Source organism: Nitrosospira sp. Nsp18 (assembly GCF_900103145.1).
Classification (GTDB): Bacteria; Pseudomonadota; Gammaproteobacteria; order Burkholderiales; family Nitrosomonadaceae; genus Nitrosospira.
In genome coordinates this window covers 1-17294 of record NZ_FMWY01000023.1, presented here as the reverse complement: position 1 = coordinate 17294, position 17294 = coordinate 1, and the positions used below count along the sequence as shown (strand labels likewise).

Sequence of the window (17294 nt, the reverse complement as noted above, 5' to 3'; positions counted from 1 at the left end):
CAATATCAGCCCGGTTCATGCCCGGTTTCGGCCAGATTTCTGCAATCTTCCCCCGGAGCAGGGCCTATATTCAGCAATATTTTAAGCGCTGTAAGCCGCAACTTCCACGACGCGCTTGCCGTTGGGTCCGCCGATAATCCTGCTACCAGCTGTTCAACGCCATCGATCTTTGCACCATCGCACGTGGATAAAAAGCGCTGCAACTCGTCACTGCTTCCGATACCCGTGCGACGGACGAAGTCAGGATAATCTTCGCGCAAGTGAGCAGCAAGCCAAGCCTGGTCTATCCATTGCTTCAACTGGCCGTAGCTGAAATAGGTGCGTACCGCCAGATCCACGGCATCGGCACTGCTCAGATTTTCAATGTTATCGAAACCTTCTCGTTCCAGCCTCAACTCATGGGAATAGCTCATTCCGGCCAGCATGGAGAGTGGAAGCGCACGGTAGCTGCCTTCGGACATAATATTCTTCATTACCTTGAGCGCCACGCGCTCGATCGCCAGTGATGCGCGTTTGGGGTAAAAGCCAAAGAAAAAGGCCACGACGGGAAGCATGCTCAAGCCTGCAGGGATTGTTGACTCTATCTCATTGGGATGGCGCTTAGAATTTCCCTGCGCATCCTCGCCAGCACGAGCAGTTGAAGCCGGGGTGTCGGACTTAGGCTCGATAGTGGACGAAGATTTAATGGAATCGCCGCCGCGTGTATCGGATGCGGCAGGAGCGGAAATAAGCTCCTCGGGGAGAGCAAGGTCGAAGGCGAAGGAGAGCACTAGCGCCAGTATGCTTGCAACGATCATACGAATGGCGCCATCGACGAAAGTGAGAGAAGTCAAATCCAACGTGAAGTACGCACGCACGACTGAGCCGATGAAATAGACGTAAGCGCCCAGGAAGCCAAATTGGAAAGCGATCTGATTCCGGATCAGGTGAGAATAATATGAGTCTGGATTTTTTCCGTATAACTCGGCGAAAGGTCCCATTGTCAACATGTTTGCGCCAAGACTGAAGTCGACGCCCATACCACCCGGCGAAGAGACAGGTTTGAACAATAGCAGTATGGAAACGCCCAGCATCACCACTGTCGTAGTCAACCAGACGCTACCCCTATATTCGCCAAATGAAGCGCGCCGCCCCATTCTTCTGCGGATTTCGCCGCGACGCTCAGCCGGGACCTCATGTTGCAACCGGCGCTCCTTTCGGTCTGTCATGATTAGCGTATAGCTTAGCGCGAGCGAGGGCACGACCATCACCACCAGCAATGACATGACTAGGTTGTATTGAAAGAACACTGGGTCAAACCAGTGTGCGATAGCGCGGAAATCGTGATACTGCGTCCCATCCGGACGCAAGGGGGAACCAAGGGCCGATTCCAGCCCAAGGCTGATAAAAAAAAGCGACGGCAGCAGAAATATCAGCCAGTCATACCAAACCATGCGCCATTGTTTACCTTCATTCTGATCCATGCCATTTCCTCTTCAGCTTATTTTTCCTCCGCCGCAGCCATAGCCTCAGCGGCGGCCCGGGTCCAGAAAGGGAGGTGATCGAAAGGCCGGGCGGACCGAATATCTGGCAAACCCAGGCTCCATCCGAGCATCTCCACATGATCCGCGCGCATGGTGCCACGAAATTCTCCCCATTGCGCGGAGCTAAGCGGAACCATTCCGTCGTTATCTTCGGAAATAATGCGCCCATAGGATTTGAGCCAGAACGGAAGCTCGTCAGCACGGCGGCAGCTCGTGTAGGAAGCGTAATTTACATCTTCCCGGTCCGGGATAGACATGGCTGCGCATGCCTTCGGGGTCAACTCATCCAGCGCCGGGCGGCCAATATGCCGGAACCAGGCTGGAATTGGTCCGCGTGCTTCGAGCATCCATGCCGCCAATGGACTGCCGCGATGCGGTGTGGAAACAGTAAGCAAGCTTTTTATGCGACGGTCCGGATCTAGATAGGTAATCAGGTATCTGGCGTCAAGCCCACCCATGCTATGCGCCAACAAGGCAAAGGTAGATGTGTTGCCGCAGAGAAGTTTTGAGGCAAGCGTCTCTGCGCGCTCGGCTACGGTGCCAGCGGAAGGCACTTCGGGGATAAGGGGCGTAATATGCATATCGCGCAACGCTCCTTTTACGCCGCGAAAATATTCGATAGGCCCTCGATGTGAGAAACCGAGAAAGCCATGCAACAGAGCCAGCGTGGGGTGTGCCATAAGATGTTCTTATAAGAAAACCTGGCGAGCCGCATCCACATCAGCGGCAAAGTTTGCAGCATAGCGCGCTTTGCCCAGGCACAGGCAGAACTGCGTTATCACCATCCTCTTCTTCATACTAGACAATTTTCGGGATTCAAGCGGTATTTAGCGGGTTATGCCATTAACATTATTGATCAAGGAAAGCAGCCTCTTCCGGGCTCCAATGATAAACTAACCTTTTCCTCTTGTTCCACTGAATACAAGCGTTGGTTGGATCCGGAACCTCAACGGCCCAAGATCGCGGGAAATAGGAAGCTCTGAATAAGGACGCTTTGAATAAGACCTGCGCGGAAGGGTTCAAGCGGAATATAATTGAACACGTGTTCATGGTTACCCAGATCGGCATTGATTCACGTTACGCCAGTGTTATACATAAAATGAAAATAACCTGCGACATCAAAGGCAAGATAGCGCTTGTTACGGGAGCGAATCGCGGAATAGGTAACGCGATAGTCGATGCTTTTTTGCATCACGGAGCAACGAAAGTCTATGCTGCGGTTCGCAACCTGGATTCTGCCATACCCCTGACCGAGCATTATGGCGACATGGTGGAGCCAGTTCAGCTGGATCTGGCTGAACCGGAGACTATCACAGCGCTGGCGGATAGAACGAGTGATGTTCAGGTGGTGGTTAATAATGCGGCTGTCTTTAAGGCTTCAACCCCGCTGGACAGCGACGCGATAGATTCGCTTGAGCTGGCAATGAAGATCAATGTATTCGGGCTAATTCGCATGGCGCAAGCCTTTGCTCCCATTCTCAAGTCAAATGGGGGCGGTGCGTTCGTCCAGCTCAACTCGGTTGCATCATTGAAATGCGCTTCGAACTTTGCGACGCACTCCGCTTCCAAGGCGGCCACTTACTCTCTCACACAGGCGTTGCGCGAGTTGCTGGGCCAACAGGGCACAGCAGTGCTCAGCGTGCATCCCGGCCTTATTGCCACTGACATGTCCGATACGGCTGGCTTGAGTGGAAATGCCGAGCCTACGTCGATTGTTGCGGAAGGTATAATCGCCGCACTGAAATCAGGAGATTTCCATCTTTTTCCCGACAAAATGGCCAAACGCATCGGGCTTGCCTACCAGAGTTTTTCCGAAAGCGTAATCGAAACTGATATTGCAGAATATAAGACAAAAAAATAGCAAAGATATCGCAAGTGATCTTGATTGAGAATCGTCAAATGACCCGCTCAGTTTGGTACGCTCAGTTCAGAGGTCGCGAATTCTGATCCGTGCGGTGGGAATGATTTCTGCAAATCCTGGTTCGACCGATCCGGCACTTTTTAAGGAGTATCATGACTCACAACCTATTCAATACACAAAAGGAAGTTGCTCTTTCAGCGAGCAGGAAAGCAAAATTTTATTCTTTGCCTGCGCTCGAAGCATCGGGCGTGGGCAAGATTTCGCGTCTACCGGTTTCCCTTCGTATTGTGTTGGAATCGGTTTTGCGCAATTGCGATGGCAAGAAAGTTACGGAAGCCCATGTGAGGCGGCTCGCCAACTGGCAACCTAATGCAGCGCGGATGGATGAGATTCCCTTTGTGGTATCCCGCATCCTGCTACAGGATTTCACCGGCGTACCGCTCCTGGTCGACCTGGCGGCAATGCGTGGTGTGGCGGAAAAAATGGGCAGGAACCCAAAGCTCATCGAGCCGCTGGTACCTGTTGATCTAGTGGTTGACCATTCAGTTCAGGTTGATTACTACGGTAACGATCAGGCGCTCAACCTCAACATGGAGATGGAATTCCGCCGCAACAACGAGCGTTATGAATTTATAAAATGGGGCATGCAGGCATTCGACACGTTTAAGGTAGTGCCCCCCGGCGTCGGTATCGTACACCAGGTGAATCTGGAGTATCTCGCCCGTGGAGTACACCAGAAAGATGGCGTGGTGTATCCGGATACATTGGTCGGTACGGATTCACATACTACTATGATCAACGGCATCGGAGTCATAGGCTGGGGCGTCGGTGGGATCGAAGCGGAAGCCGGAATGCTGGGACAGCCGGTTTATCTTCTTACTCCCGACGTGGTTGGAGTAAATCTTACAGGCCGTTTGCGTGACGGCGTCACCGCAACCGATCTGGTGCTGACCGTTACCGAGATGTTGCGCAAAGCTCACGTGGTAGGCAAGTTCGTAGAATTTTTCGGCGAAGGTACCGCGTCGTTAACGGTGCCCGATCGCGCCACTATCGCCAATATGGCGCCCGAATATGGCGCCACTATGGGCTTCTTTCCCGTGGATGATGCCACCATCGAGTATTTCCGCGGTACCGGGCGTAGCGACGAGGAAGTTACGGCCCTTCAATCCTATTTTCAGGCTCAGGAGATGTACGGTACACCCCGCAAGGGCGACATCGATTACACACGTGAGCTGGAGCTTGACCTGCGAACAGTCTCGCCCTCGCTAGCAGGGCCTCGGCGCCCTCAGGACCGCATTGAAATCGACAACATTAAATCCAGGTTTACCGAACTCTTTACCAAACCCGTTATGGAAAGCGGTTATGGTAAAAGTGCGGCGGATTTGAATCTGCGCCATCCAGTGCGCAGTTGTAATGACAAAGAGATAGGCAGGGAGGCTCACATTGTCGGCGCAGGGCAGAAGAACATTCCCTTGCAACTGGGGAGCGCAAGGAATGTTACGGAAATGGTCAGCAATCGTCCGATACTTGATACGGACGAAGCGCCGGTATGCATATCGAACGGCCCATTCGATCTGGGCCACGGGGATGTGGTGATTGCGGCGATTACCTCCTGCACTAATACTTCGAACCCCAGTGTGCTGCTTGCAGCCGGCCTGCTGGCAAAGAAGGCGGTGGAAAAAGGACTGACGGTAAAGCGGCATATCAAGACTTCGCTGGCACCTGGATCGCGCGTGGTGACGGAATATCTCAGGGCCACCGGTTTGTTGGCCTATCTGGAAAAACTTGGTTTTAATCTTGTGGGCTATGGCTGTACCACTTGTATCGGCAACTCGGGTCCGCTATCCGAACCGATCGAGGAAGCGATGGCGACGAATGATCTGGTGTGTGCCGCGGTACTATCCGGCAATCGCAATTTCGAGGCGCGAATTCACTCCAGTATCCGCGCAAATTTCCTTGCTTCTCCACCGCTGGTAGTGGCGTATGCCATTGCCGGGACCATGCTCAGGGATTTGACGACTGAGCCATTGGGTTTTGCGGAGGATGGGACAGCTGTCTTGCTTGCAGACGTCTGGCCGCGCGAGGACGAGATCCACGCGCTGATGAAATTCGCCACCAATGGGGAAACGTTCCGTCGGCTCTACAGCAATTTAACCAAGGATCATCCGTTATGGAATGACGTATCATCGGTTTCAGGTCAAGTATACACTTGGCCAAAATCGACTTATATTGCCGAGCCACCGTTCTTCGAAGATTTTTCCATGCAGCCCAGGCAGATCGGCGAGGTACGGAATGCGCGCGTCCTGGGCATTTTCGGTGACTCGGTGACTACGGATCACATCAGTCCTGCCGGTGCCATCAAGGACACGTCCCCCGCGGGAAAATACCTGCTCGCAAGTGGCGTATCAAAGCCTGATTTCAACAGTTATGGCGCGCGCCGCGGGAATCATGACGTAATGATGCGGGGTACCTTCGCTAATGTACGCATCAAAAATCTGATGATACCCGGCAGCGAAGGGGGCATAACCCTGCATTATCCTGATGGTCAGCAGATGAGCATTTACGATGCAGCCATGAAATATGTCGCAGACGGTGTACCGACGCTGGTATTTGGAGGAGAAGAATACGGCGCGGGATCAAGCCGCGACTGGGCTGCAAAGGGAGCACAGCTACTCGGCGTCAAGGCGGTAATTGCCAGGAGCTTCGAACGCATACACCGCAGCAATCTGGTTGGCATGGGCGTATTGCCGTTACAATTCAAAGGGGACGACAGCGCTCAGTCGCTCGGCATTAAAGGTGATGAACAATTCGATTTGCTGGATTTGCACGATATCCGCCCGCAGCAGGACGTGACACTTGTCATTCGCGACGGAAATGGTTCAAGCCGGAAAATCGACCTACTGTGCAGGATTGATACGGCTATTGAGGTGGACTATTACCTGCACGGCGGTATATTACCTTACGTTCTCAGAGAACTCATGACAGGTTAGCATCCTGTATCACACGCGACAAGCCGGACTACTCAGCTTAAATCAGGTTGGGGAGGGCGAAACCTGATTTTCGCTGAAGTAGTCCGGGGCTCTCCTCAATTTACAGCCCGCAACTCTTCTTTCATGTTTTGGTTTGTGTTTCACACAACCAGATCCAGATCCCGAGCAGGAAAGGGATGGGGGTCGTTCCATAGCAGACGGTCATACTCGCCGTTTACCACCGTATAACATTCACATACCGAGTTTTCCAGCTCTTCACGATCCACAACCGTGATATGGCCTCGGCTGTAGTGGATTGCACCTATCGTTTGCAGCTTGAGAGCAGCCTGGGTCACGCTTTCGCGGCGGACGCCCAGCATGATTGCAATCTGCTCATGTGTCATTTTCAACTCATGGCCCGGCAAGCGATCCAGGCTCATCAGCAGGAAACGGCATAACTGCTGCTCTATATTATGGTGGCGATTGCAAACAGCGTTCTGCGCTGTTTGAGTAATCTGCGCCTGGGTAAAACGGAGTACCAGGTGCTGTAACCTGCCCCTCAAATCGAATTCTTTTTTCAGCACGTTCGCTTTTACCCGGTAGCCATCTCCGGCGCTTTGCACCACCACGCCGGCTGCCATGCTGCCGCTGCCTAACAGAAACGAAATACCGGTGAACCCTTCATTACCGATTATTGAAAGTTGCACGGATGCCCCGTTCTCTACTCCGTACAAAGGCGCAACAATGCTGGTGGTTGGAAAATATGCATAAGTAATAGGCGAACCAGGCTCATGGATTATTTTTCCCAACGGCATCGATATGAACTCAAGAAATGGGAAGAGCCGTCCATAATCCTCTCGCGGCAGGGCGGCGAGAATGCGATTTTGCTTCGGGCTGTGCAGTGGAAACATAATGAGACCTCTTTTATGTTAGGCTGTGCCGCCGAAGTGTACCCTTCGCTCATGACACTACTATGGTGACGCTGTTTAGCGGGAATCCGCTGACCCTGAATTGACGCGCTTCACGCTTCTTCCTCCGAACATACCCCAGCCGGAGGATAAATTCTCGGCGCTCGATTAACAACAGACCTCACGCTGGTAATGCAATTGCTATATATACGAAAGCATTTATCGTGCCAGATTTTATTACTCCTTGCTAAACAGGTGGTTGTATAAAATCAGAAGAAAAAAATGGAATTTGACAATATTTTTATGTTGCCTGTAAGCAACATAAAAGGAGCTTCTAACTATAACCCTTTGATAATAAGTATGTATTATATGTCGTTAAATAGAGACGAGATAAATTTACTATAAAATCAATGGCTTCTGTAGCACTAGGGAAGAGCTTCAGGCTTAGTATCATATAAAATGAGTTTAATTCGTCGCGTATGCGAGGCAAACGTTCCTCGATGCTTCAGGTTGGTCGCATCGTTCCTATTGTCAGTCCGGTACGCACTGATCGCCTGACTTACTCTCTTCATTCAATTTTTGACAGAAATTTCCAGATTGTCTATCAACCGGGTTTTGCCCAGTCGGGCCGCTCCCAGTATTACCAAGTTTTCATCTTCCTTGCACGGTGGAGCCAGCGTATCGCGGTGCCGCACGGCAATGTAATCAATTTTCCAATGGTGTTTGCTAAGCAGTTTCTTTGCGTTTTCCTCCAATCCACTAAAATTTCTATTGCCGTTCTCTATCCCTTGCTTCACCTGCAGCAACACCTGATAAAGCCGTGCTGACTCGGCGCGTTCCTCATTCGTCAGATAGCGATTACGAGAACTCGACGCCAGATTGTCCGGTGCGCGTACCGTTTCTCCTGCGACGATCTCCACCGGCAAATTCAACTGCCGCACCAGTTCACGCATGATGTGCAGTTGCTGGTAATCTTTTTTACCGAATACCGCTGCCTGGGGCTGCACGATATTCAGGAGTTTCAGCACAACCGTGGCTACGCCACGGAAAAACCCGGGGCGAAATTCACCTTCGAGAATATTGGCTACCGGTGGTGGATCCAGCATGAACTGCTGCGGCACAGGATAAAGATCTTTTTCCCCAGGTGCAAAAACCATATTGGCGCACCCGTGATTTTTCAGCAGTTCGCAGTCATCGGCCAGAGCCCGGGGATACCGATCAAAATCCTCTCCCGGCGCGAATTGCAGACGGTTGACAAAAATGCTGACCACTACAAAATCCGCTTCTTGCTGTGCAAGACGCGCTAGCGACAGATGGCCTTCGTGCAGGCTGCCCATGGTCGGCACAAAAGCAATGGAAGGTTCATGCCTGAGGCGCGCCCGCAAGGATGAGATATCGGCAACAAGCTCCATGCTCAACCCACGAGTCAGAATGCATGCTCCGGCCCGGGAAATTCTCCAGCTTTCACCGCCCTGACATAATTTTCAACTGCTTCATGTATCCCGTTTGCGTCGGTCAGGAAATTTTTCATGAACCTGGCTTTCTTGCCGGAATAGATCCCCAGCATGTCATACAGCACCAGTACCTGCGCCGAGCAATCTATCCCGGCCCCGATACCGATGGTGGGAATGGACAGTTTCTTGGTAACTTTTTTCGCGAGCGTAGCGGGGACCACTTCCATCAAGAGCATTGCGGCGCCGGCGTTTTCCAGGGCGACCGCGTCTTCCAGCAACTGTTTTGCCTGGTGGTCAGTCTTGCCTTGCACCTTATAGCCGCTTAACTGGTGAACGGATTGAGGTGTCAAGCCGATATGGGCACAAACCGGAATACCGCGACGAGTCAGGAATTCAACGGTTTCCGCCATGACGGAACCCCCTTCAAGCTTGACCATATTTGCTCCCACGGCCATCAGCTCGGCGGCGTTCTCGAAAGTGTCCTGGGGGCTTACCTGAGACGTGCCGAAAGGCATGTCAGCCATAATGAATGCCTTTGTCGAACCGCGTGAGACGCAACGGGTATGATAGATCATGTCATCGAGCGTAACGGGGAGGGTGCTCTCCTCTCCCTGAAGCACGTTACCCAGCGAATCGCCCACAAGCAGGATATCAACACCCGCATTTTCCAGCAAAGCCGCAAAGCTTGAATCGTAGCAAGTGAGGATCGCGATTTTCTCCCCATCATCCCGCATCTTTTGTAAAGCGTCCTGTGTGGTGCGCATGCTTGAGCTCCTGATGTAGTGCGTCGGATAGTCCCGGTTGAAAATGACCTGATATTGCTATCGGCCTGGCTAAATCCCGAGATTGAAATACTCCCGAGGGCCGCGCATCTGCTCCACCTGCCTCAACAATAGATCAAAATCCGCCTGCCTATCGACAAAGTTGAGATTTTCACTGTTGATTATCATTAATGGCGCATCTTCGTACTGATGAAAAAAACGGGTATAGCTTTCGGTCAGCCGGCACAAATATTCGGATGTAATAGTATTTTCAAAAGCGCTGCCGCGTCGCTTCACCCGTTCAATCAGCGTCGCGGGCGACGCCTGCAGATAAATCACCAGGTCGGGCGAGGGCGCTTCGGGCTGAAGGTGCTGATAAATTTTCCGATACAGATCATATTCGGCATCGCTCAGGGTCAGCCTGGCAAAAAGCGGGTCCTTGTCGAGGAGAAAATCGCTGACAGTGGTTTTGGCGAACATATCAATTTGCGCCAGGCCCTGTAATTGATTGGCCCGCTGGAACAGGAAAAACAGTTGTGTCGATAACGCATGGCGGGGAATATCATCATAGAATTTTGCCAGAAACGGGTTTTCGCCCGGCTTCTCCAGCAGCAATTCGCTGCCCAGGTGACCGGCGATACGCCGCGCCAGACTGGTTTTGCCCACGCCTATCGGCCCTTCCACCACAATGTAGCGATATTCTTCCAGCTTCACTACGCTTGCTCTCGTTCGACTTGCTGTCCAGCGCACGCAGCCAGCAATTCAGCAATAGAACCGCGCCCGGGAATATGGCAGTCCGGCGCAATTTCCCGAAGCGGTTGCAACACAAACGCCCTTTGATGCATGCGCGGATGCGGCAGAATCAGGCAATCCTCGTCCCATTGCAGCCCATCATACATCAGTATGTCGAGATCAAGCGTTCGCGGCGCGTTGAGATATTCACGCACGCGCCCATGATAATGCTCGATTTCAAGCAGGGCTTTGAGCAGATCATGGGGGGCGAGCGCAGTTTCGATCAGCGCCACGGCGTTGATGAAATCAGGCTGATTGGCCTCTCCCAGCGGCGCGCTGCGATAAAGCGAGGAATGCGCCAGTAGATGGCTTGATGGAAGGCGCGCCAACTCCTCAAACGCTTTCCGTATCTGCGCGGCCGGATTATCCAGGTTGCTGCCTAATCCGATATATGCCTGGGAAACGGCGTGACGATCTGACATACGATTCATGATACCGACCTATTCCCGCTCGTCCGCAACTGCATTGTCGGGACTCGGGGCATCGGCGGAGGCGGATGTTCGGCGGCCGCGGCTTCTTCGGCGCTTCTTTTTCGCCTCGTCCTTGAAAAGCATGGCTTCACGGTCGCTGGTACTGGCATGCTGGAACGTTTCCCACCATTTCCCTAGCTCCATGTCGAGCTCGCCGCTTTGGCAACGCAGCAACATGAAGTCATATGCGGCGCGAAAACGCGGATGCTCCAGTAAACGAAATGGCCTGCGTCCTGACCTGCCTATGAAGCGAGGTTGCATCGCCCAGATTTCCTTCATGATGGCATCGTACCTGCGTGGGATCGCAAGATTTCCATTTTGTACCGCCAGCACGTCATCCATCGCCTGATGCAAAGCAGGAATCAATTTTTCCCCCGCAGCTTGACGAACGTTCCACCTCGCGAGTACTTCGTGCCATAACAGGGCTGCAAACAGGAAACCGGGGGAAACCGGTTTTTCCTGACGAACACGCTCATCGGTATTTTTGAGCGCGAGCGTAATAAAGCGCTCACCCAGCGGCTGCTCCAGTATGACGTCCAGCATCGGCAACAAGCCGTGATGCAATCCGCGTTTACGCAAATCGGTCACGCAGGTAAGCGCGTGACCGGACAGAAGCAATTTCAACATTTCGTCAAATAGCCGCGACGGCGGCACATTTCGCAATAAAGGAGCAAGATCGCCAATCGGCTCGGCGGTCGCCGGATCAATCTGCATATCGAGCTTTGCAGAAAGCCGAACTACCCGCAGCATCCGTACCGGATCTTCGCGATATCGGCGCATGGCGTCGCCGATGATGCGCAAGCGTCGTGCCTTGATATCGTCATAACCATTCAGGTAGTCCCAGATTTCTTCGTGGACAGGATCAAAAAATAATGCATTGACGGTAAAATCCCGCCGCCTGGCGTCTTCTTCCTGGCTACCAAATATATTGTCTCGCAGAAGGCGCCCATGCTCGTCAGCGTGCGGCTCGGCTACTACTCCTTCATCCTCGCTCGCGGATGTGCTCCCGCGAAAAGTGGAAACCTCCACTGTCTCAGCTCCGCACATCACATGCACCAGCCGAAAACGACGGCCAATGATGCGCGAACGGCGGAAAATGGCGCGTACTTCCTCAGGCGTCGCATTCGTGGCGATATCATAATCTTTCGGCTCCAGTCCAAGAAGCAGGTCACGTGCGGCGCCACCGACGACGAAAGCGGAATATCCCGCTTCCTGCAGGCCTGATGTTACTTTCAGCGCACAGGGATTGATGTGGCCGCGCATAATGCCATGTTGTTCCCGCGGGATGATATGCAACTCGGCGGAAGAAGAGCGGATAGAAGGGACGGGAGCAGATGAGTTGCGGCTGAAGACGCGGCGGAGCAGTTTACGGATCATTACGAAATCAGGAAGCCTCTGAATAAGTCTCGCGCAGGCGAATTCATCAAGAAGGTGGGGTTAAGTGATGCAGAAAGTACGCTGCTGAACATGGCGCCCACAAAAAGATGAGCTGAAAGGCGCGGTCCGCTGCTGGATATGGAATTATACACGCGGCATTGTTTCCGGCACGAAATGACGCTCGCTTCCGAGAACGAATTCCGTCATATTACACTGGTAAAGTGCTTCGAGATTATTCCGATTAAGTACTTCTTCAGTGGTTCCCGCAATGGTGCGGCCATTATCGAACAGCATGAGGATATGGTCGCAGAAGCGGTTCGCCCAGCCAATATCGTGGAGCACCATGACGAGCGTCTTGCCTTGCGCCGCTAATTTGCTGAACAGTCTCATTGCACTTGCTTGATGGCGCAGGTCCAGGTGTTGCAGCGGTTCATCCAGTAAATAACATTGCGGCGCTTGGGCGAGCAACAAAGCGATACGAGCGCGTTGGCGCTCGCCACCTGAAAGCGTAATAAATGGACGACGGGCGAGTTCGGTCAATTCCATTCCCTCAATGGCTTCGCTTGCAATTTCGTGGTCCACAGCCTGCCAGCCAAACATATTCTTGGCATGGGGGTATCGTCCAAGCAATACATATTCATGCACATTTCCCCAGAACTCGCCCGGCTCTTCCTGCAGCATAACGCCCAGAATACGGGCAAGTTCGCGCTGAGACCAGGCTTGCGGCGTTTTTCCCGCCACCATTACCTGCGGCTCATCTTTTCTATTGATCTGGCTCAAGCCGGCCAATGCATGAATCAAAGTCGTTTTGCCGCAACCGTTCTGGCCGAGTATCGCCCAGCATTCACCCGAATTGATGACCAAGCTCAGGTTTTGGCACAGTATCTTGTCGGGATACCGAAGATTTAGATTCCTGATCTGTAAAACCATTCATTAATATGCGTTCATGTTTAATTCATGAAGCAGCCTGAATCACAGACGTCAATATAAGGGTTTTTTATACCCGCAAGTATTCAGTTTTTCCTCCCATCCAACGCTTAAGATGGTGTCTCGCAGCTTCGGGATAGTCACGCAATAATTCCTCGGCGGCGGCACGAGCCGCGTCAAGTAAATCCGCGTCCTGTTCCGGATCGGCAAAGCGCAGCATGGGTACACCGCTTTGACGGGCGCCGAGAAACTCGCCTGGACCACGAAGCCGCAAATCCTGGCGCGCGATTTCAAAACCGTCGGTTTGCTCGAAAATAATTTTGAGCCGCTCCTGGGCCGTCGCGGATAAAGGCTTCTGATACAGCAATATGCATATCCCTCCTTCCGCTCCCCGTCCCACGCGGCCCCTTAATTGATGCAACTGCGCCAGGCCCATACGTTCGGCGTGCTCGATCACCATTAGCGAGGCATTAGGCACATCCACGCCTACTTCGATAACAGTGGTGGCGATCAGTAGATGAATCTCACCTTGCGCGAACGATTCCATCACTGCCGATTTTTCCTGGGATGGGAGCCGTCCATGCACCAGGCCGATTTTCAATTCCGGAAAAGTCAGGCTCAATGTTTCGTAAGTCTCGAGGGCAGTCTTGAGTTGCAGAGCCTCAGATTCTTCAATCAACGGACAAACCCAGTAGGCCTGTTTTCCCCCACGGCAAGCTTCCCGGATACGGGCGGTGACTTCATCGCGGCGCGTATCTGCGACCAGTTTGGTCAAAACCGGCGTTCTGCCGGGCGGCAGCCCGGCAATCAGCGATACATCAAGATCGGCATAATAGCTCATTGCAAGGGTGCGCGGAATGGGCGTGGCGCTCATCATCAACTGATGCGGCCTGGCGCCGCTTTTCGTGCCCTTTTCTCGTAATGCCAGCCGTTGATGAACGCCAAACCGATGCTGTTCATCAATGATCACAAGGCCCAGTCTGTCGAACTCGACCTGCTCCTGGAATAGTGCGTGGGTGCCGATGGCAAGCATGGCATTACCCTCGGCGATATTGGCAAGCATGATTTCCCGCTGTTTTCTTTTCTGATTGCCGGATAACCGGGCAATCGTCACGTCCAGATGAGCCAGGAGCGGGGCAAGCCAGGCGGAAAGCTTCAGATAATGCTGTTCAGCAAGGATCTCGGTCGGGGCCATCAGTGCGGCCTGATAATTATTTTCAATGGCTTGTAACATGGCCAACGCCGCCACGACGGTTTTGCCGCTTCCCACATCTCCTTGCAACAGTCGTTGCATCGGATGGGCTACAGCCAGATCGCGGCTGATTTCAGAAAAAGCCTTCTTCTGTCCGTTGGTGAGTTCAAACGGCAACGATGCCAGCAACGCTTCAGTCAACTTGTTCCTGGCGCGCAGAACGGGTGCGCTGCCGCTGCGGCGCTGCCGATAATGCAAGCGCATGGACAATTGCTGAGCCAGCAGTTCATCGAACTTGATCCGGCGCCAAGCGGGATGGGTGCGTTCCTGCAATAGAGCGACCGGCGCGTCCGGCGGGGGTTGATGCAAGAATAAGACGCTGTCCCTGAAACTCTGGAGCTGATAATGCGTTAATACCGTGTCAGGCAGCGTTTCCGAAAGATAGTCCCATTGACTGCCCGCATCTCGTGTTTGCTGAAGCACTCGACGGATCAGCTTGCGTACCGTCTCCGAAGAGAGTCCGGCAGTAGTTGGATAAATCGGCGTCAGCGCATCGGCTAGTGGTTGCAGCTCCCCTACAAGCCGGCATTTTGGATGGACCATTTCAACGCCAAAAAAACCTGCCCGGGCTTCTCCAAGCAATCGCACTCGCGTGCCGGCAGAGTAGGCTTTCGCCAGGCTACCGTAGAAATTGAGGAAACGCATAAACAACGTGCCGCTGCCGTCTTCTATCCGGCAAACGAGTTGTCGGCGGGGGCGATACATGATTTCGCTGCGGGTAATGACGCCCTCAACCTGTACTGTCTTGTTGGCAGGCACATCATTGATGGGATAAAGATGTGTTTCGTCTTCATAGCGCAGCGGCAAGTGCAGCACCAGATCGAACTCATCGGCAATGCCCAGCCTGGCGAGTTTCTCCTGCATTGTCTTGCCGCCCAGATGAGAAGGGGCATGAGGCGTGGAAGTACATTCTGTGTTGCCTTTCACCCCGGCAATACCAGTACCGCATCCATCTCCACTAGCGCGCCGCGCGGCAGCGCCGCTATACCGACCGCAGCGCGTGCCGGATAGGGCGCCTCAAAGTAGCTGGCCATGATTTCGTTTACTTTTTGAAAATTGGCAAGGTCTATCAGATAGACATTCAATTTGACGACATCGCCGAGACTGCCGCCACTTGCCGCTGCCACGGCTTTCAAGTTTAAAAATACCCGATGGATTTGCTCCTCGATCCCACTCACCATCTGCATGGAAAGCGGATCCAGGCCGATCTGGCCCGAAACATAAACTGTGTCTCCGCCGCTTACACGTATCCCTTGAGAATAGGTGCCGATTGCCTGGGGCGCATCAGTAGTTTGTATCGTCTTTTTTTTCATGTAATCTCCTCGGATTGTAATGCGACTTTGCTATAGAAGCTTGTAAATTCGGAACTATGAAGGCCGGCTTTGCGATATGATGACTGGAATTTACGTACATTTCAACCGTAAAACCTCAAGCCCGGTGCTCATCATCATCACTAAAAAAATAGAGTGCACTTATAAGCTTATCACCAGCTTCAAGGCGCGGAAGTAAAATCCATTAGCATATGATCAACCACTCGACCGGACCGGAATTTTCCCAGGCGTCCATATTGCCGTGTTATCGGGTTTGAGAAACTTCTCATCGCTAATTCGATAATAAGCAGAGCATTGTATTGCTCACCACTTATAAGTAATAGCCTATGCAAAAACTCATCATACAGGGCGGCGAGCCTCTTTCTGGAGAAGTCCACATTTCCGGTGCGAAAAACGCTGCCTTGCCAATTCTATGCGCTTCTTTGCTTACTGGTGAAACCCTCACAATAGAGAACGTACCGCATCTGAACGACGTAACGACCATGCTGGGTCTTCTTGAACAGATGGGCGTCAGCGTCGCAGTCAACGACGACAGGACAGAATTGACTGCCGCGCAACTTTCTCATCTCGTTGCGCCTTATGAGATGGTAAAAACCATGCGTGCCGCAATTCTCGTGCTGGGCCCGATGCTGGCGCGGGCAGGAGCGGCAAGCGTATCGCTACCGGGTGGTTGTGCTATTGGTCTGCGGCCCGTTGATCAACATATCAAAGGGTTGCAGGCAATGGGTGCGGAGATCGATGTCGAGCATGGCTACATTCATGCAAAGGCAAAGCGCCTTAACGGTGCGCATATCGTCATGGATATCGTCACTGTTACCGGCACCGAAAACCTGATGATGGCGGCAACCCTGGCTGATGGGACAACCGTACTCGAAAACGCAGCGCGAGAGCCGGAAGTAACGGATCTGGCTAACTGTCTTATTGCGATGGGCGCGAAAATTCATGGAGTGGGTACCGATATCATCACTATCGAGGGCGTGGAGGCCTTGCACGGAGCGACCTACCGCGTCATGGCCGATCGCATCGAGACCGGTACGTTCCTGGTCGCTGCTGCTGCCAGCGGTGGTGAGATACACCTTAGGCAAACGTGTTCCGGCACACTCGACGCGGTGCTCGACAAACTAATGGAAGCGGGTGCGGCGATTGAATCCGGAGAAGACTGGATACATTTGAAAATGAATAATCCATTAAAGTCCGTAAATCTGCGAACCGCGCCTTATCCGGCTTTTCCCACCGATATGCAGGCACAGTTCATGGTGTTGAACAGCGTCGCCATGGGTACAGCCATCATTACCGAAACCATATTCGAAAATCGCTTCATGCATGTGCAGGAATTGAAGCGCATGAACGCCGATATCAAGGTCGAGGGCAATACCGCGGTAGTATATGGTGTGGCTCGTCTCGATGGTGCCAACGTCATGGCCACCGACCTTCGCGCGTCCGCCAGTCTGGTGCTGGCGGGACTGATCGCCAAGGGTGAAACGATCATCGATCGCATCTATCACCTTGATCGCGGCTATGAGCGTATCGAGGACAAGCTATCCCGGTTGGGGGCGAGAATCAGGCGAACGAACTAGTCGTCCCTGAAATACGTCCGCAAGCCTTACAGATATTAACGTTGAGGGGTATACAAGGTCTGAGGAAATTGCCAGAATTGGCGTTATTTCCC

14 protein-coding genes are annotated in these 17294 nt (G+C 52.8%); 3 read left to right on the top strand and 11 right to left on the bottom strand.

Annotation, left to right across the window (positions count from 1 at the left end):
- Positions 1-5 precede the first annotated feature (5 nt).
- Both BLS94_RS10585 and BLS94_RS10580 read right to left on the bottom strand, forming a co-directional pair.
- The gene (locus tag BLS94_RS10585; protein WP_090960716.1) at positions 6-1463 is read right to left on the bottom strand and encodes a hypothetical protein; all 1458 of its coding nucleotides are present in this window, start codon (positions 1461-1463) and stop codon (positions 6-8) included.
- 17 nt (positions 1464-1480) lie between these two features.
- A complete protein-coding gene (locus BLS94_RS10580; RefSeq protein ID WP_090960712.1) occupies positions 1481-2203 on the bottom strand; it encodes an esterase/lipase family protein in 723 nt (240 codons plus the stop codon).
- Positions 2204-2517: 314 nt separating this feature from the next.
- On the opposite strand from BLS94_RS10580, the gene BLS94_RS10575 reads away from it, so the two are divergent.
- Complete coding sequence (locus BLS94_RS10575; RefSeq protein ID WP_256325391.1) at positions 2518-3384, top strand: SDR family oxidoreductase; 867 nt, start codon at positions 2518-2520, stop codon at positions 3382-3384.
- Positions 3385-3536: 152 nt separating this feature from the next.
- Entirely contained in the window at positions 3537-6374 is a 2838-nt protein-coding gene (locus BLS94_RS10570) for an aconitate hydratase (protein WP_090960709.1), read from the top strand.
- 140 nt (positions 6375-6514) lie between these two features.
- Here the strand turns inward: BLS94_RS10570 and BLS94_RS10565 are convergent, their stop codons facing one another.
- From BLS94_RS10565 to BLS94_RS10525, 9 genes are all read right to left on the bottom strand, one after another.
- Complete coding sequence (locus BLS94_RS10565; protein ID WP_090960706.1) at positions 6515-7264, bottom strand: Crp/Fnr family transcriptional regulator; 750 nt, start codon at positions 7262-7264, stop codon at positions 6515-6517.
- A 569-nt stretch (positions 7265-7833) separates the two neighbouring features.
- Entirely contained in the window at positions 7834-8673 is an 840-nt protein-coding gene (gene panC / locus BLS94_RS10560; RefSeq protein ID WP_090960703.1) for a pantoate--beta-alanine ligase, read from the bottom strand.
- A gap of 14 nt (positions 8674-8687) precedes the next feature.
- Entirely contained in the window at positions 8688-9479 is a 792-nt protein-coding gene (panB, locus tag BLS94_RS10555) for a 3-methyl-2-oxobutanoate hydroxymethyltransferase (RefSeq protein WP_072767893.1), read from the bottom strand.
- Positions 9480-9548: 69 nt separating this feature from the next.
- The gene (locus BLS94_RS10550; RefSeq protein ID WP_072767894.1) at positions 9549-10190 is read right to left on the bottom strand and encodes a deoxynucleoside kinase; all 642 of its coding nucleotides are present in this window, start codon (positions 10188-10190) and stop codon (positions 9549-9551) included.
- A complete protein-coding gene (gene folK / locus BLS94_RS10545; protein WP_072767895.1) occupies positions 10190-10699 on the bottom strand; it encodes a 2-amino-4-hydroxy-6-hydroxymethyldihydropteridine diphosphokinase in 510 nt (169 codons plus the stop codon). Before folK ends, BLS94_RS10550 begins: the two co-directional genes overlap by 1 nt.
- Before the next feature lie 9 nt (positions 10700-10708).
- A complete protein-coding gene (gene pcnB / locus BLS94_RS10540; protein ID WP_090960700.1) occupies positions 10709-12115 on the bottom strand; it encodes a polynucleotide adenylyltransferase PcnB in 1407 nt (468 codons plus the stop codon).
- Between the two features lie 144 nt (positions 12116-12259).
- The gene (locus BLS94_RS10535) at positions 12260-13045 is read right to left on the bottom strand and encodes an ABC transporter ATP-binding protein (RefSeq protein ID WP_090960697.1); all 786 of its coding nucleotides are present in this window, start codon (positions 13043-13045) and stop codon (positions 12260-12262) included.
- 67 nt (positions 13046-13112) lie between these two features.
- Positions 13113-15158, bottom strand: a complete 2046-nt coding sequence (recG, locus tag BLS94_RS10530) for an ATP-dependent DNA helicase RecG (RefSeq protein WP_090960794.1) — start codon at positions 15156-15158, stop codon at positions 13113-13115.
- 59 nt (positions 15159-15217) lie between these two features.
- On the bottom strand, positions 15218-15607 hold the full coding sequence (locus BLS94_RS10525; protein ID WP_072767898.1) for a RidA family protein: 390 nt from the start codon (positions 15605-15607) through the stop codon (positions 15218-15220).
- Positions 15608-15951: 344 nt separating this feature from the next.
- Between BLS94_RS10525 and murA the strand changes: the two genes are divergently transcribed.
- Positions 15952-17202: a UDP-N-acetylglucosamine 1-carboxyvinyltransferase gene (gene murA, locus BLS94_RS10520; protein WP_090960694.1), complete on the top strand. Its 1251-nt coding sequence runs from the start codon at positions 15952-15954 to the stop codon at positions 17200-17202.
- Positions 17203-17294: the final 92 nt, after the last annotated feature.